Consider the following 16,340-nt stretch of genomic DNA (forward strand, 5'->3'; position numbering starts at 1 on the left):
TCTTCTCACACCAATCTATCCCGCAAAAAAAGGGACGCGAGCATTCTCTCGCTTCCCTTCTCTTCCCTATCTATTTTACTTTTATCACCTTTTACGCTTCGACTCCAACCAATCGACGACGCTTCACCCACCGCATGAGCAGTCCATGGCTTGGCGAGAAAATTAGTGCAATCACGAACAGCAGCCCTGCTACCGTAACCATCATCCCCGCAATCGATGCATCCAGCCAAGCGGCAGCATAGTAGCCGAGTACTGCACAGGTGATGCCGATGAGCACACTATAGAGAATCATCATCGATAGACGCTCTGTCAACAGATAAGCCGTCGCTGCGGGAACGATCAGCATACCGACGACGAGGATCGCCCCGACACTCTCGAAGCTTGCGACCGTTGTCATCGATACCAGTCCCATCAGCAAGTAGTGGAACAATGCAACCGGAATGCCACAAGCGAGCGCCATTGCGGGGTCGAATGCGCACAACTTGAACTGCTTGTAGAATAGTCCGATCACGACGAAGATCGCGAGCAGCGTAATGCCGAGGATCCACACAGCCTTCGGAACCCCATCAATCCCGAACACGCTCATCGTATTCCAATGCACATAAGCAATCTCACCGAACAAGACACAATCCAAATCCAGATCGACCTGTCTCGCGTTCAGACTGACGAGCACTACACCAACGGCGAACAAGGCAGTGAACACAACACCGATTGAAGCATCGGCCTGCACGCCGCTCTGCTGGAACAGCTGAATCAAGAACACGGTGACCAGTCCAAGAACCGAAGCCCCTAGCAGCATCGCGAGCGAGTCGCGTGACCCGCTCATCATAAAAGCAATCACAATCCCCGGCAATACGGAGTGGCTAATGGCATCCCCGATCAAGGACATTCGCCGAAGGACGAGGAAGCAGCCTAATATTCCGCATGCCGTCGCTACCAAGGCACCGGTCACGCTAATCCAAAATTCCATTATAGGGACTCCTCCTTCCGCAGGCGAACGTCCTGCCGCTGCATTTCTCGCATCCGTTCCGAAGCCCGAATCGCTTCATTGCCACGGATACGGCGAATCACCTTCGCACATACGCCGCGTCTTGGGGCGAATAAAATCGAGAAGCCGAATACCGTTGTCGCAGCAAGCACACTAAGAGGACCTGTCGGCAAGTTGCTCGTCGTCGTACTAATCAGCGTACCGATCACGCCGCTAATCGCGCCGAACACACCGCTGAGCACGACCATGACGCCTAATCGATCCGTCCAATATCTCGCTGCAACCGCCGGTGTAATGAGCAGCGCTGCAACCAAGACGACGCCAACCGCTTGAATGCCTACAACGACCGTCATGACGAGGAAGAACATTAACAGCTGCTCGAGCAGCCCTACCGGAAAGCCCAGTCCTCGTGCGAAGCCTGGATCGAAGCTTAACAGCTTAAATTCCTTGAACAACAAGGTACACGCAATTACGATCACCGCAGATACCCCCATCATCAGATAGACGTCGCTGTGAATCATCGAAGCGGCCTGACCGAACAAGAATTTATCCAACCCGCTCTGATTCCCATTCGGTGAATGTTGAATTTGCGTGAGCAGCACAATGCCAATCCCGAAGAACACAGAGAGCACGATACCCATTGCGGCATCCGCCTTAATCCGCGTATACCGGGTAATTACCGTAATGGAATACGTCGCAATCAGCCCCGATACGAACGCGCCGATGAAGAACAGTGGCAGCGATTTAACCCCCGTTAGCATAAAAGCAATACAAATGCCAGGCAGCGCCGCATGTGCGAGCGTATCACCTATTAAGCTCTGCTTCCGCAAATACGCGAAGCTTCCGATCATGCCGCTCATCAGTCCAAGCAGCATACATCCCATGAGAATCCATTGTGTGTTCGGGTCCGCAAGAACGGACCAAGAAAATTCCATCATTAGACTCACCTCGACTCGACGAGGATCGCCTCGTCTTCATGATCAAATACAGCCAGCCGCCCACCATACGTCTGGTGCAGCAGCGATTTCGTAAATACATCTTCTGTCGGACCGTAAGCGACCATTTCTACATTCAGCAGCATAACCCAGTCAAAATATTCTTTGACCGTCGCGAGGTCATGATGGACGACCAATACGGTCTTCCCTTGTGCCTTCAGCTCATTCAATAATGTGATAATCGCACGCTCCGTCATCGCATCTACACCGACGAACGGTTCATCCATGAAATATAAATCCGCATTCTGTGCAAGCGCCCTGGCTAAGAACACCCGCTGCTGCTGCCCACCAGAGAGCTGGGAGATTTGACGGTGCGCATAGTCAGCCATCCCAACCTTGCGAAGGCAATCCATCGCGATCTCACGCTCCTTCGCGCCGGGCCGCTTAAACCACCCCAAATGTCCATAACGTCCCATCATCACGACATCTAGCGCATTCGTCGGGAAATCCCAATCCACCGATTCACGCTGCGGGACGTAGCCCACCTTGCGCCGCATCTCCTTGTACGGTCTACCGTAGATCTGCGTCTCTCCGCTAACACGTGGAAGTAATCCTAAGATGGCCTTGATCATCGTCGACTTCCCCGCACCATTCGGACCGATAATGCCGATCAACTTGCCTTCCGGCACCTCGAACGACACATTCCGAAGCACGGGTTTCTTCTGGTAGGCCACCGTCAACCCCTCTACCGTCAAGGGTGATACTTCGCTTCCTCGATTCCTCTGATTCATCATCCTTCCTCCTCCGCTCACCATTCCTGATTGCTATTTCAACGCCTTAACAATGATATCTACATTATGTCTTACCATACCGATGTACGTGCCTTCCTTCGTGCCGGGCTGTCCCATCGCATCCGAGAAAAGCTCGCCGCCAATCTCGACGGTATGCCCTTTCTTCTTGGCACCTTCGATCACCGCTTCAATGGCTTTGGTCGACACACTCGATTCGACGAACACGGCTTTAATGTGATGCTCCACCAAATAATCGCGCAGATCGCTTACATCTTTACTGCCATACTCCGATGCAGTACTAATTCCTTGCAGGCCCATGACCTGAATGTTATAGGCTTTTCCAAAATAGTGGAACGCATCATGCGCTGTCACCAAGATTCTGCGTTCCTCTGGAATCTGCCCAATCTGCTCTCGTGCGTAATCATCCGTCTCTTTCAGCTGCGTCAGATACGCTTCTGCATTCTTGCGATAATCCTCTGCATGTACGCTATCTGCCTCAATCAACGTATCGCGAATGACCTCCGTTGCCTTCATCCAGTTCTGTACGTTGAACCAAATATGAGGATCGTGTGAATCAGGTGCTATCGGATCCGATAAAAGCTCTGCTTCCGGTATCGTCTTCGAGACAGCCACCGTTGTCTTATGCGAGCTCATCTTCTCAAGTATGTCTACCATTTTCCCTTCTAGATGCAGTCCGTTATAAAACACGATATCTGCGCCGTCCAGCTTCTTCATATCCCCTTGCGAGGCTTTGTACAGATGCGGGTCAACGCCTGGACCCATCAGCGAGGTCACCGTAACATGGTCTCCTCCGACTTGCTCCGCCACATCGCCGATCATGCCAATCGTTGCCACAATGTTCAGCTTTCCTTCTGTGCCTTTCTTGGCTTCATTACTGCCGCATGCGGATAGCGCAATCGCTGCGCCGAGCACCAAGACCATCATGATCAGCCGCCTAAGCGGCGCCTTTTTCACCGAAAATTTCGTTTGCATGGAAAACCCACTCCTTCAAAATGTTTTAGTATATAAATATTTGTTTGTCTAACACAAATAAGTTTACCTTATACTCATTTTTTAATTATATTCAAAAAAGTTTCCTTGATGCAACATTTATTTTAAAAAAATATCTTTAGAAACAAAAAAAGCAGGGCGCACCCTGCTTTCTCAAGTTTCTTTATGGTTTATTTCATGCTGTTCCAATGTGTTACTTCATCTACAGACAAACGAACTGTCGGGTGTCCTGGCTTCGCTGCTTTACCTAGAGCAATCAGCATAATGTTCTCGTAAAGCGCAGGAACCTGGAACATTTCGTTGAATTTCGCAGCATCATATCCGCCCATAGGCACCGTATCGTACCCCTTCGCGCGAGCGACCAACATCAATTGCATGCTGATAAGACCGCCATCGATATGGACAATTTTCTTCTTGCGCGCTTCATCCATGTGGTGATATCCATTTTCCACTGTGGACATCATTTGCTTCTTCACATCTTCGCTCATGTAACCTGCTTCCACAGATTTGGAGTAGATTTTCTCCCCTTCTTGGTACCAATTCATGTCTCCCAAGACAGCAATGACGGCCGATGCATCAACGACTTGTTGTTGATTATAGGCGATAGGCAGCAGTTTCTCCTTCAGGTCCTGATCATCGATAACGAGAAAACGCCACGGCTGAAGATTGCTTGAAGAAGGTGCAAGCGTAGCTTCCTGCAAGAGTTCTTCTAACTCCTGCTTCGAAATTTTCACTGCAGGATCATAATAACGTACGGAATGGCGTTCATGGACAACCTTGAAAAAATCCTGTTGCTGTTCGACTTGCGTTGACATGGTTAACTCCTCCTAAATATTCATCTGTGTTATATTTTGCACAGTTATGCGTCTGGTTTATCTGTGCTCTTATTTGCACAGTATATACCTGCGATTCGATGATGTCAATCGGGCTCGCATGTTCGCTCGACCAAATCCGCAATCGTGTAGTTGCTCAATACCGTTAGCACGCTCTGATCAATCTCGGACGTAATATCAAACATCACCGATTTCATTTTCATACCGAATGAATTCTCTCCGGTTGCTTCCGTCATCCCGGTGCAACGGGCTTCATCAATCTGAAGTGCCTTGTAGACTTCAGCGAGCGTAATTTGCTCCGGACATTTGCTTAGGCGATATCCGCCCTCGCGTCCCTCACGCGTCTCAATAATATGCTCACGAGCCAGGACGGCAAGGATACGTCTCAACAACGTGGCTTCGGATTGCATAGAAGTGGCAATATCGCTGCTTGGACATGTACTGGAATGCTTCGCAAGAATGACTAACGCTTGTAATGACAAGCTGAACGTTTTGTAGGTCGATGGGCAGGCTTTCGGCTGTTTCTTCGATGGCTGCTGTGCTTCCATGTTCCTTCCCCCTCCGCTGATTGTCACTGCTTCCCTGCATTGTATCGTAATCGCAAGTTTCCGGCAAGCGTGGCAGACCGTATCGACAGATGAAAACAGCCCTCGCCAGGGCGAGAGCCGTCTTCCCTATCTATGAATTAATCGATCAATTTCAGTTCAATAACAGTATTGCGCGGATCCGGCAGCGGATAGGTCGAATGCTCCGGTCTGTGGAAATTCATGAACGCATCTGTCGAATATTGGGAAGCATTCCAAGGCAGTGACAAGAAGACTTCAGAACCGTCAGCGAGCACGCGTGCTTGTTTAATTTTCCCCGCCAAGCCTGGTAAATGAATCGGTCCGATGTTCTCCTCATAGATGTGCGCATACACGGTATTGCCCTTCTGCGTGTAACGACCCCAGTCTGGTTTCGGGAGGTCGGCTTTTCCGGAGCCATAAATACTCTCCCCGTTCGATTGCATCCATTCGCCGACTTCCTCCAAGATACGAAGCGATTCCATCGGAATCTCTCCATTCGCATTCGGGCCGACATTCAGCAGCATGTTCCCGTTCTTACTAACACATTCCACGAGCTTGCGAATGACTGTCTGCGGTGTTTTGTACGTATGGTCATGTGCAGCATAACCCCAGTTGTTATTCAGCGTAATACATGCTTCCCATGGGAGGGAACGACCTTCGTTATCTGTTAAGCCTTCCGTCGGAATGATCTGTTCTGGTGAGCAGAAATCCCCGGAATAGACCGATGGGTTATTCGTCATGATCGATGCCTGCCCATCGTTCACCTCCAGACGGTTATCGATAATTAGATGCGGCTGAATACTGCGGATCATCTCCATTAGCTCTGTCGCACGCCATTTCTCGCCACTCATCTCCCCATAGGAGAAATCGAACCACATGATGTCAAGCTTGCCGTAATTTGTGAGCAGCTCGCGAACTTGACCGTGCATATATTCGAGATACCGCGGGAACGTCTGCGGATCACGTTGATAGTCTTTGTTATCGCGCATTGGGTGATGTAGATCGCCGTAGGCCGGGTAATCCTCATGATGCCAATCGATAATCGAATAATAGAGCCCCACCTTGATGCCTTCTGCGCGAAAAGCATCCAAGAACTCACGCACCAAATCGCGTCCGCACAGCGTGTTCGTCGATTTATAATCCGTCAACTGACTGTCGAATAAGCAGAATCCGTCATGATGTTTCGCCGTAAGTACAGCATATTTCATCCCAGCTTGTTTCGCTGCGCGAGCCCATTCCGCTGGATTGTAACGCTGTGGATTGAACGCGTCAAAATACGGCTGATACTGCTCTACCGTCAATCGCTCCCCATTGCGCACCCATTCGCCGCGCGCCGGAATAGCGTACAGCCCCCAGTGAATGAACATGCCGAACCGATCTTGCAGGAACCATTTCGTACGTTCTGTACGCTCTTGAATCACCTTATTTTGCGTCGTAATCATCTGTTCTCGCCCACCTTTTCTTATTCGTCGTTGCAATCAGCTTAACAGAGCTATGGTATAATGGACAGGTGTGAAAATAACCTCCTTTCGTATAAAACTAACTTCGAGGTGGGACGGTGATGAACCGCATGGGAACGATGAATAACGTCTTCGAGGAACTGCTACAGAATTTGCAGATTCACCTGCTCGAAGCACGATTGACGAAGTGTCCGCCCGACTGGCAGGATATGCATTATACGCCGAATTACAACAAGTTGTATTTCATTTGTGAAGGAGAAGGCTGGCTGCAGATCGGGGAACAAGAGCTCTACCCGAAGCCGGGACAGCTCTGTCTGATGCCTGCACATATTGAGCAATCTTACGCGGCGATTAATGCGAATACGTATTTCAAATATTGGATTCATTTTACGGCCAAGGTCGGTCCGTTCGATCTGTTCCAGTGGCTGGATGTTCCGTTTATTTTAAGCGTACAAGATTACGATCAAGTCGAGTCATGGTTCAAGCAGTTGACGATATTGGTCAGGCAGCAGTCTTTGCCCGCAAGGCTTCAGGAGAAAGCAATCCTACTGCAGCTCATCGCCTATTTCCTCGAGTCAGTACCTGTTGAGATTCTACATACCCATTTGGAAGAAATCGATCGGCTCAGCCAAATTCAGCAGTACATCGAGCGCCATCTGCATACGCAAATTACGGTGGACCAGATCGCGAAGTCTTTCCATCTGCACCCGAACTATTTCATCAAATATTTCAAGAAGCACTTCGGCATGCCGCCGCTCAAATATATGCGCCAGAAGCGAATTCAGCACGCCAAACGGCTGCTAACCACCACCATGCTGCCGATCGGGGAGATCGCTATGGCTACGGGCTGGGATGACTCGAATCATCTCGGTAAAATTTTTCGCAAAGAGACGGGTTACAGTCCTTCGGCTTATCGGGCGCAGTATCGAACGAATGCATGAACGAGGGCAGAGGGCGCGCTGCGAGCTAGCGTGCACGGGCTAGTCGCCCAGATTCGGTGGGGCGGCTAACGAACCCTGCGATGCTTATTCGCACGTAAAGTCGCGATTCGGCAGCGTAACGAATCCTGGGAGCGCTATTCCGCCGAAATTGAGGTTTTCAAGCCCTTTTTCGGCCCAATAGTGTGCCCTCGATTCGTTAGAGCGACAAATCCGCGATTTTCGCCGCAATAAGCATCCTACGGTTCGTTAGCGACCGGCATGCACCGCGAACTGCATCCAACGCTCGCTGTTATAAGCGTCGTCTATGAAATAACTGCTTTTTAGCAGTTATTTACTCAACTTTCACCAGCAATGTGTACAATAACTGCTTTTTAACACTTATCTGCCCACCCTTCACCATAGAACCGCTAAATAACTGCCTTTTAGCAGTTATTTGATCGCCTTATACGGTTACGACACCTCTTGATAACAAAAGGAGCCGCCCCTCGGCCGCCCCTCCTTCTAAAATCCGATCTATTGTCGATCCAATTTGCGTTCCTATAATCTCAACTATGACTAATCCAGCCAACCTTTCTCATGCGCGATACTGATCGCCTCGATCCGCGTGCTGGCACCAATCTTGCCCATCGCTTCCGACATATAGTTACGAACCGTCCCATGAGAGAGGAATAGCGTAGCGCCGATGTCCTGCATCGTCATCCCCTGTGCCGCATATTTCAATACTTCACGTTCCCGCGGCGATAATGGACATGGGTCCTCCCAGACGGCGAGCGATAATTCCGGACTAATGACCCGCTTCCCTTGATGAATCTGACGGATCGCATTCGCGAGCTCATGACTTGGCGTGTCTTTGAGCAGGTAGCCAGAGATACCTGCTGCGATGCCGCGCTGTAGATACCCCGGTCTAGCAAATGTCGTCAAAATCATGACGCGACCCGGGATGTTATCCCGCTTCATAATCTCCGCCACGTCGAGTCCTGTTTTGAGCGGCATCTCAATATCGAGAATGACCACATCCGGCTTCAGCTCATGAATCAATTGAAGCGCAACTTCCCCATTCTCGGCTTGTCCGACCACTTCAATATCGTCTTCGAGCGACAACAGCGTCGCGAGCGCCCCGCGCAATAACCCTTGATCTTCTCCTAATATCAGTCGAATCATGTTCGATCAACCTCCTTGATGACTGCGAATCGTTCTCGGAATATGTAGTCCAATCTGCATCCCGGCATGCGGAGCAGATTGGATCGTAAGATGTCCGTCGACCAGCATCAGTCGCTGTCTAAGGCCCGCAATACCGCTGCCGCTCGCCGATTTGATTTCTTTCTCATCCATGCCTTGTCCATTATCGATCACGTGCAGAATGACGCTGCCCTCTTGAATTTCCAGCTCTGCCTTACATGCTGTCGCACGGCTATGCCTTACGACGTTCGTGAGCACCTCGCGGAAGCTCATGGCCAAGATTGTCTCTTGCAAAGGAGACAACGGCGTTCGAGCCGTTTGCAAATTAAGCTCAGCTCCAGCCTCCTTCTTGTCCACTTTCACGTCATATACACGGTCATCGATCGTAAGCGCAATCCCCGCCGCGGCGCACAGAGCCCGGGCATGGGCATATTCCTCTGCCAGACGTACCACACGCATCTCGGTCACAAGCTCCCGCATCTGCTTCAGCGCTGATCTTGCCGTTTCCGTTAGTTCACGCGCTTCAGCCATCGCTTTCTCCGGCGCACGGGGAATGAGCTTCTCTGTCAGCTCTCCCTTCAGAGAGATCAGCGACAGCGTATGTCCTAGCGTATCATGCAGCTCACGGGCAATCCGCTGCCGCTCCTCCTGCTGCGCCATCCGTTCCAACTGCTCGGTTGCCGCTTTGAGCCGCTCCGCCATCGTCTTGAACTTCTCCGCATTCCGTATAATGAAGGGCAAATTACAAACCCCGAATATCGGCGGGATCAGAATGAACAACATGAACGATCCTATTTTCTCAAAATACGGAATGGAAGCCCACGCCGTTACGGCAGCGAACACAATCGCAACCATCATAATAAACTTCGGCCTCCGTGACGATCGTCTGTACATGGAACGAAATCGTGCGCAGCGCTGTTTGAGCTTTCAAGGCTGCCGGCGTTCCTTCCGCTACGACTCGTCCTTTGGCAATCATCGTGATGTAGTCGGCCACCGCATCCGCTTCTTCCAGGTCATGTGTCGTTAAGATAATCGTGCGTCCTCGTGCAGCCATCGCCCGAATCGTATCCCAGAAGCGGCCTCGCGCTTCAATGTCCATCCCGACGGTCGGTTCATCCAGCAAGATCATCTCCGGGTCTCCAGCCAGACATTGCGCAAAAGCTAGTCGGCGGCGCTGTCCGCCGGATAGGGACGAAGCACGGCGCTTCGCTTCACCGTGAAGCCCTGAAATATCGAGCAGCTGCGTGAGGGAGAGCGGCTTCTTGTAGTAGCTGCGGAACAACTGGAGCACTTCGTCGACGCGAAGCCCATCCGGCGCTTTCACGTCTTGCATCATTGCGCCTACCCGCTCTCGCAGCGCTTTCGTACCCACCGGTTGTCCTAAGACTTGAATCGTTCCGGAGGTCGGCTTCAGTAGTCCGAGAATCATCGAGATCGTCGTTGTCTTACCTGCTCCGTTCGGTCCGAGCAGCGCTGTAATCTTGCCTGTTTCGAATTTCATATCGATATGGTCAACGGCTTGAAAATCACCGAATTGCTTCACTAAGTCTTTAACTTCGATTGCATATGTCATTGTTCATCATCCTTTATCGTAAGTGTTGTTCTTGCGTGTTCCTTATGACTTTATTCTAGTGGATTGCGAAGCATGCTCGTTAGTGGACGATGTCAGAGATTCCATATGACAAATGTCAGAAAGTCATGACATGAGAAATATCCCCACAAAGTAAAAGCAGCCTCGAACCAGGAAAAATCCTGATTGAGGCTGTTTTCAATATGGTTATTAGTCTACAAACTTCATTTTGGTTAGCAATTGATGAAGCGCAGCGGCAACCGTCTCACGCGTCGTTGCCGTTGTCGGAAGGAACTGTCCTTTCTGCGAATCGTCTCCGCCAATAATGCCTGCCGAGGACAACGCCTTCACGCTTTCCTTCGCATAATCGGAGATTTGATCATCGTCCGAATAGCCTTGGAATGACGGATTAGATGCTTTTAATTCAACGCCCGTTAACTTCAACGCACGAGCTAAAATTACCGTTAACTCTTGACGAGTTACATTCGCATTCGGGGCAAATTGTCCATTGCCTAGCCCTTGAATCAATCCGGCTTGCGATGCAGCCGCGATATCGCCGGCATACCACTCAGATCCCTTCACATCGGAGAAGGTCGGAGCAGCAGAGTTCGTCCGCAAGCCAAGCGAGCGAACCAACAATGCCGTGAACTCAGCGCGAGTTAAGTTGTTCTTCGGCGCGAAGGTCGTCTCCGAAGTTCCATCGATAATCAACTTGTTTGCGAGCGCTGTAATATCGGATGCAGCCCATGAGGAAGCAATATCATCGAATTTCACCGTGCGGCTAAGCGTAGCAAATAACGAGAAGCCTGGACGTGCTACGGTGACAATCGTCGTGCCATCTTTTTGCGGTGTGAACACCGATGCAACCGGTGTGATTAGGCCGTTCTCTTCGAATAATACTCCTGCCGTATTCGGTTCCACTGTGCCTGGAATAGAGAACGAACGCTTGATAAATGTTGCATGCGGCACTTGAACCACTGTCCGCGTCGAATCTTTTACCCAAGATGCTTCGAATGCAACCGGCGTACCCAGTACCTTCGCGCCAGGCAGCTTCGCCGCGAACTTCGCTTTTGCATCTTCAACCTGCTTCACGACCAACTCAAATCCTTGGCCTGCTGGCGCTTTGGCAAACACGGAGACAGGGATCGAAATCGCCGATCCTGCTGCACTGACGACAATGACGCTCTTCGATGGCATCGATTGAAGCTGCTTGATCTGTTCCGCCGTCAACATCACCTTCGTCGCTGTGCCTGCATTCGCCGATCCGGTGAGAATGAATGCTGCGGATGAACTGCCCGCCGATTCAACGACCTTTTTCAGATCGCTGTCCGCAACCGTCACTGTCGTTACGCCATCGGCCGTCGTCGATTTCGAGCTCACCGCAACCTGCTTCAAGCCTTGATCAATGATGGCACCCGCAGCCGCTGTTACGGTTGTTGCAGGAGCAGGAGTAGGTGTACTTGAGCCATGACTTGGGCCAGAATCAGGCGTCGTTACGCCTCCCGTCGAATTATCGACCCGGAAGGACGTAACACCAATGTACTCGATTCGATTACTATCCTCGTCCTCAATCACATCTCCTTTTGCGTCGACTTGCTGTCCAACCGCAGCAATTTTATATATGCCGTCTTTCAAGTAAGCTTTGGTCGGTTTACCCGCAGCATCTAGGACAAATTTTCCTTTGCTATCGACGGGGTAATATTCATTTGTAAGATTAAACGAGTAAATACCCTTTGCGAACCGATCATTCAAATTATCTTTCACACTCCGATCAAACACTCCGATCGTCACGTCATTCAAATCAACTACTTCAGCTTCCAACAGATTCACATCAGTAGTCGTTAATCTAAATGAGAGCTGCGCAGATTTCTGGCTGCGGTTCGGATAAATGGTCGCGTTCGATACAGCAACCTCTTGGACACCGAATCCCGTCTCAGGCGTGGAATCGCCAACGCGTACAACGAATGGCAAATGCAAGTCAGGGGCTCCAGAGCTCGTAAGTCGAACTTGCCCCCCATACCATTTCTCTTTTGGTACGTCTTTACCAACTGTTAGTTTTAGTTGGAACGGCGATGCACGATTAGCAGAGACTTGAATGACATCCTGACTCAATTTAACATCTATGCCAGGGGTATTCCATACTAATGAAGCTGTATACGTCATCTCTTCTGAACTCATATTTTTTAATTGCAGAGTCTTTACTGATGGCTGTGATCCCGGAGACACCACGCCAAAGCTCGCCGATGGGTTATAATTAATCACGTTCTGCGGTTTGTAGTTTTTGTCCAAAATCGTAATCGGTTCAAGCGCTTGCAGAAGTGCAGGCGTCACCAACGCTCGGTCTACATCAGCACGACCCGGGCCTTGCTGATAAACATCGTATCCTGGCAGCACCTCTGCTGTATTGGCAAGTGCAGCCCGAATATCAAAAGGCGACCAGGTTGGATGAGCTTGCTTCAATAGTAAAGCTAAGCCCGCCACGTGAGGCGTTGCCATACTTGTCCCGCTGATCCGATTGTATGCCTTCTCATAAGACACTTCCGGCTTGCCCTTGCCATATGCAGGCCATGTCGACAGAACATTCACACCAGGCCCCATAATATCAGGCTTGATGCTCATATTCGTATCCCCATTTGGTCCCCATGAAGTGAAATCTGCTAGTTTATCACCAGAAATCGCACCAGTCGTAATCTTTTTATCGATTGCAAAACGAAGCGAAGCTCCAGGGTTCTCAAGAATCGTTCTAGCAAGTGCCCGTCCTTGTTCACCTTTCATATCAAACGTCGGAATAAATTCGTAACTGTCTCCGAAGTTCCCCCCATAATAAGTATCAAGGGTAGGCGAGATCTTCTCACTTAAGTCGGCCTGGGTAGGAGCACTAGCTAGCGCCCTGCCATTAAAGATCGCAATTGCTTTTGCTCCCTGTGCTTTTGCTTCCTTGATTTTATCAACGAAGGCATATGATCCTCGAGATACGAGTACGATTTTACCTGCGACATCCTTACCGGCATAATCAGCCTTTGCTCCAAGCCCCGCATAGACAACCTCCTGAGGAGACGTTCCAAGAATATTCACGAAATCTTCTCGCCCTGTCTCCCAAGCCATCACGTTATAACCATATGTCATATATGTAACGCTTGTAACCGAAGTATCCGGATAATGCATGCTTGGTGTAACTTCACCCGCGAATGTTTTCGTGCCGCTTGTCACAGCGCCTACCGCTATCGCAAGCTGCGATGTTGCTGGGGCTCCCATCGTGAAGTAGTCCGGCCCGGCATTCCCGTTCGCTATAACCGCTACGACCCCCGTCAGCACAGCATTGTTGATCGCAATTGCATCTGGCGAATTAACATCCTTCTCGGCGTCGGAGCCAAGCGATAAGTTAATGACGTCCATCCCGTCCTTGACGGCACGTTCAATCCCGTCAATAACTTGTGCCGAGGAGCCGGATGCTCTTGTCGGTTGTTCCAGATTACGTCCAAGTACTTTGTATACGTATAACTCGGCGCCATAGGCGACGCCTTTTTGCGCGACATCTCCCGACGTGTTGGCAAATTGACCTACAATTGTCCCCGATACATGTGTACCATGGGACGTACCTGGGAAACCTTTATGATATTCCACATCTTCTTCAATCGTTAATGGAACTTCTTCATATGGATCATTATCATTATAGAATGAGTCATAGCCACCTTTATAAGCTTGTTTGATATCAGGGTGTGTGTAGTCCACCCCCGTATCGATAACGCCCACTTTGAGGCCTGCACCCGTCAGACCTTTAGCCCATGCTTTATTGGCTCCGATCTGTTCTAGCGGAAAGGAATCATAGACAGGGTCCGCAGCGTTAGTATCGGATGTCTCGATTGGCATCGCATACCACGTCCGATTCTCTTGAATCGATTTCACGCCAGGGATCTGTGCAAGTGTTGGAATCTCATTGGCCGGTATCGTCACTTCAAATCCATTCAGAACCGTATTGTACGTATAATTCACTTGCAAGTTGATTCCTTGATCTGATGCTCCATCCAGCACATCGGCTTGTTGAGACTTCACCGCTGACTCTGTCGCCGTCGAAGCGAGAGAACTAATCCCTTGCTTTGCCGCATATTTTCCCACCGCTGCAGGTTGCCCGGTAAGCTGAACAATCACTCGAACTTTATCCGTCGACCTCGTATTGATTTGCGGCGAAACATACGTCGGCTGGAGTGCGTCTGCCAACTTATTGGTTACTTGATGACTCGGTAATTGAGAATTCGCCGTGTTCTCGGCTGATGCAAGTCCAGGAAGGGTACCGATTGTCAGTCCTAGAGCTAGTGTAAGCATCGGTAGTTTACGAGATAATCGTTTTCTCTTCATTACAAACTCTCCATTCGTAATAGAATCGGTTGATCACACTACCAAAAACACAAATAAACTCCTTTCCGCCTTTATACCAATTTATCTCAAAAATTAGTAGATAAATGGTATGTAGATTCTACCACTGGTTTAATATAAATTCTATAATTATTTGTAAATTTTTACATTAATTAACCAGGTTAAATGATAGAGTAGAAGTTAAAATAAAATACCTCCCTGCTCTATATCTAAGCAAAGAGGTACATTATAACAATAAAATGAAGTTACATATATTCACATCACCTGGACGAATACCAATTCCACCCGTACTTATGGGGTCTGCAAGAGTCTGCGTATTGCACTTTGAGGGGATTCGCGCTGCCGTTTGTTGGTGTGAGGCTCATCTTCTTGAACAAGCAAAAAAATGCCTCCCCGCACTTAGAATAGCGAGAAGGCATGTCGTTATATTTCATAGTTTATGAATTCGCATGTTGCTGGCGAGGAATAGCAACCGTACGCTCCTTCTTCCGCAACCGCCCCTCACCCGGAGGTGTAATGAACATCGCGATGAGCAAGGATACCGCGCTCAATACAGCGATCACCAGGAATGTCACATGGAACCCGCCAAGTAATGCCGATAGGAAGGAACCTGTTAGTGCCCCAAGCCCGAAGCCTTGGTAGATGATGCCGTAGTTTTTGCTCTGATTCTTCAGACCGAAGAAATCGGCCACGATCGCTGGAAATACTGTAATATTACCGCCAAAACAGAAAGCAATGGCAGACACACAAGCGAAGAAAATAAGTTCGTTTAATTGAACGTAGTTTAATACAAGAACGGATACCGCTGTTGCAGAGATCGCCCCCGCGACCACTTTCATCCGTCCGACACGATCTGACAGAGCCCCAAGGATAATACGACCCAACGTATTGAAAATTGCGACCATCGCGACCGCATTCGCAGCTGTGGCTACGTCGAGCCCTGCGAGCTTCACGCCGATATCTTTGACAATCCCGATCAAATACAATCCACTCATACAAGCGGTGAAGAAAATAATGAACAACAGATACGCTTCTTTGGTACGCAGCATTTCGCGAACCGTGTAGTCGCGCTTTATTGACTTCTTCGCATTCTGCGATACTGCATCCGTCGTGACAACTGCCTCACGAAGCAAGAAGGAACCTGCCGCAATCATCACCATCGCAATGATACCCCAATACAAGAACGTCTGTGACACACCGACCGATTGAATTAAGCTGGCGTTTACATATTTGAAGATCAAACTGCCTGATCCGAACGCCCCTACCGAAATCCCGGATACGAGCCCCTTATGATTCGGGAACCACTTGATCAAGTTCGATAATGAAGTAATATAAGCCGTACCGTCTGCGAACCCAACAACAACACCCATGAAGAGGTAGATCATCCAGAGCGATGAAGCCATCGAGCTCATCATAAGTCCAAATCCCAAGACAATCCCTGAGATAAGAATTAACCGCCGTATACCGATACGTTCTTGAATTTTACCCGCGAACAGGGTGGCAAAAGCAAGTGCAAAGCTTGTAATCGAGAAGGTAATCGATATCGAGCTTAACCCCCAGCCAAACTGTTCTTCTAACGGTTGATTGAATAAACTCCATGTATAGATTGTCCCAAGCCCCATCTGAACGATAATTGTACCTAATACGATCAGCCATCGATTTGCTTTTGGTGATTGCATCACGATTCCCCCG

General features: G+C 49.6%; 13 protein-coding genes. 1 reads left to right on the top strand and 12 read right to left on the bottom strand.

Features of this window, described 5'->3' with window-relative positions; all coding sequences use genetic code 11:
- Window positions 1–91 precede the first annotated feature (91 nt).
- From AC3WU2_RS20275 to AC3WU2_RS20305, 7 genes are all read right to left on the bottom strand, one after another.
- Window positions 92–970, bottom strand: coding sequence for a metal ABC transporter permease (locus tag AC3WU2_RS20275; RefSeq protein WP_492456876.1), 879 nt, complete (start codon window positions 968–970; stop codon window positions 92–94).
- Entirely contained in the window at window positions 970–1,923 is a 954-nt protein-coding gene (locus AC3WU2_RS20280; protein WP_492456957.1) for a metal ABC transporter permease, read from the bottom strand. Before AC3WU2_RS20280 ends, AC3WU2_RS20275 begins: the two co-directional genes overlap by 1 nt.
- A gap of 8 nt (window positions 1,924–1,931) precedes the next feature.
- Window positions 1,932–2,714, bottom strand: a complete 783-nt coding sequence (locus AC3WU2_RS20285; RefSeq protein WP_492456958.1) for a metal ABC transporter ATP-binding protein — start codon at window positions 2,712–2,714, stop codon at window positions 1,932–1,934.
- Window positions 2,715–2,747: 33 nt separating this feature from the next.
- Entirely contained in the window at window positions 2,748–3,707 is a 960-nt protein-coding gene (locus tag AC3WU2_RS20290; protein WP_492456877.1) for a metal ABC transporter solute-binding protein, Zn/Mn family, read from the bottom strand.
- Window positions 3,708–3,895: 188 nt separating this feature from the next.
- On the bottom strand, window positions 3,896–4,540 hold the full coding sequence (locus AC3WU2_RS20295; protein ID WP_492456878.1) for a nitroreductase family protein: 645 nt from the start codon (window positions 4,538–4,540) through the stop codon (window positions 3,896–3,898).
- A 104-nt stretch (window positions 4,541–4,644) separates the two neighbouring features.
- A complete protein-coding gene (locus AC3WU2_RS20300; protein WP_492456879.1) occupies window positions 4,645–5,106 on the bottom strand; it encodes an Rrf2 family transcriptional regulator in 462 nt (153 codons plus the stop codon).
- A 137-nt stretch (window positions 5,107–5,243) separates the two neighbouring features.
- Window positions 5,244–6,566 carry an alpha-L-fucosidase gene (locus AC3WU2_RS20305; protein ID WP_492456880.1) on the bottom strand — a complete coding sequence of 441 codons (1,323 nt, stop codon included), beginning with the start codon at window positions 6,564–6,566 and terminating at the stop codon, window positions 5,244–5,246.
- A 119-nt stretch (window positions 6,567–6,685) separates the two neighbouring features.
- Here AC3WU2_RS20305 and AC3WU2_RS20310 point away from each other — a divergent pair, with 119 nt between their 5' ends.
- Window positions 6,686–7,525: a helix-turn-helix domain-containing protein gene (locus tag AC3WU2_RS20310; protein WP_492456881.1), complete on the top strand. Its 840-nt coding sequence runs from the start codon at window positions 6,686–6,688 to the stop codon at window positions 7,523–7,525.
- 555 nt (window positions 7,526–8,080) lie between these two features.
- On the opposite strand, the gene AC3WU2_RS20315 is transcribed toward AC3WU2_RS20310, so the two are convergent.
- The 5 genes from AC3WU2_RS20315 to AC3WU2_RS20335 all read right to left on the bottom strand — a co-directional run bounded on the left by AC3WU2_RS20315 (window position 8,081) and on the right by AC3WU2_RS20335 (window position 16,327).
- Window positions 8,081–8,686 (bottom strand): response regulator transcription factor, encoded by a 606-nt coding sequence (locus AC3WU2_RS20315; RefSeq protein WP_379351271.1) that lies wholly within the window; start codon window positions 8,684–8,686, stop codon window positions 8,081–8,083.
- Between the two features lie 6 nt (window positions 8,687–8,692).
- The gene (locus AC3WU2_RS20320) at window positions 8,693–9,562 is read right to left on the bottom strand and encodes a sensor histidine kinase (RefSeq protein ID WP_492456882.1); all 870 of its coding nucleotides are present in this window, start codon (window positions 9,560–9,562) and stop codon (window positions 8,693–8,695) included.
- On the bottom strand, window positions 9,504–10,277 hold the full coding sequence (locus AC3WU2_RS20325) for an ABC transporter ATP-binding protein (RefSeq protein WP_492456883.1): 774 nt from the start codon (window positions 10,275–10,277) through the stop codon (window positions 9,504–9,506). The genes AC3WU2_RS20320 and AC3WU2_RS20325 overlap by 59 nt, the downstream gene beginning before the upstream one ends.
- A gap of 207 nt (window positions 10,278–10,484) precedes the next feature.
- Window positions 10,485–14,630, bottom strand: a complete 4,146-nt coding sequence (locus AC3WU2_RS20330; protein ID WP_492456884.1) for a S8 family serine peptidase — start codon at window positions 14,628–14,630, stop codon at window positions 10,485–10,487.
- A 455-nt stretch (window positions 14,631–15,085) separates the two neighbouring features.
- Window positions 15,086–16,327 (bottom strand): L-lactate MFS transporter, encoded by a 1,242-nt coding sequence (locus AC3WU2_RS20335; protein WP_492456885.1) that lies wholly within the window; start codon window positions 16,325–16,327, stop codon window positions 15,086–15,088.
- Window positions 16,328–16,340 lie beyond the last annotated feature (13 nt).

The sequence above is a fragment of the Paenibacillus sp. EB106-05-06-XG162 genome (genome assembly GCF_058791655.1).

Excerpts from the sequence above, each read along its gene's own strand:
- AC3WU2_RS20315 (WP_379351271.1), bottom strand. The coding sequence starts at position 8,686 with ATGATTCGACTGATATTAGGAGAAGATCAAGGGTTATTGCGCGGGGCG.
- AC3WU2_RS20275 (WP_492456876.1), bottom strand. The coding sequence starts at position 970 with ATGGAATTTTGGATTAGCGTGACCGGTGCCTTGGTAGCGACGGCATGC.
- AC3WU2_RS20310 (WP_492456881.1), top strand. The coding sequence starts at position 6,686 with ATGAACCGCATGGGAACGATGAATAACGTCTTCGAGGAACTGCTACAG.
- AC3WU2_RS20305 (WP_492456880.1), bottom strand. The coding sequence starts at position 6,566 with ATGATTACGACGCAAAATAAGGTGATTCAAGAGCGTACAGAACGTACG.
- AC3WU2_RS20285 (WP_492456958.1), bottom strand. The coding sequence starts at position 2,714 with ATGAATCAGAGGAATCGAGGAAGCGAAGTATCACCCTTGACGGTAGAG.
- AC3WU2_RS20330 (WP_492456884.1), bottom strand. The coding sequence starts at position 14,630 with ATGAAGAGAAAACGATTATCTCGTAAACTACCGATGCTTACACTAGCT.
- AC3WU2_RS20300 (WP_492456879.1), bottom strand. The coding sequence starts at position 5,106 with ATGGAAGCACAGCAGCCATCGAAGAAACAGCCGAAAGCCTGCCCATCG.
- AC3WU2_RS20320 (WP_492456882.1), bottom strand. The coding sequence starts at position 9,562 with ATGATGGTTGCGATTGTGTTCGCTGCCGTAACGGCGTGGGCTTCCATT.
- AC3WU2_RS20280 (WP_492456957.1), bottom strand. The coding sequence starts at position 1,923 with ATGGAATTTTCTTGGTCCGTTCTTGCGGACCCGAACACACAATGGATT.
- AC3WU2_RS20325 (WP_492456883.1), bottom strand. The coding sequence starts at position 10,277 with ATGACATATGCAATCGAAGTTAAAGACTTAGTGAAGCAATTCGGTGAT.
- AC3WU2_RS20295 (WP_492456878.1), bottom strand. The coding sequence starts at position 4,540 with ATGTCAACGCAAGTCGAACAGCAACAGGATTTTTTCAAGGTTGTCCAT.
- AC3WU2_RS20335 (WP_492456885.1), bottom strand. The coding sequence starts at position 16,327 with ATGCAATCACCAAAAGCAAATCGATGGCTGATCGTATTAGGTACAATT.
- AC3WU2_RS20290 (WP_492456877.1), bottom strand. The coding sequence starts at position 3,707 with ATGCAAACGAAATTTTCGGTGAAAAAGGCGCCGCTTAGGCGGCTGATC.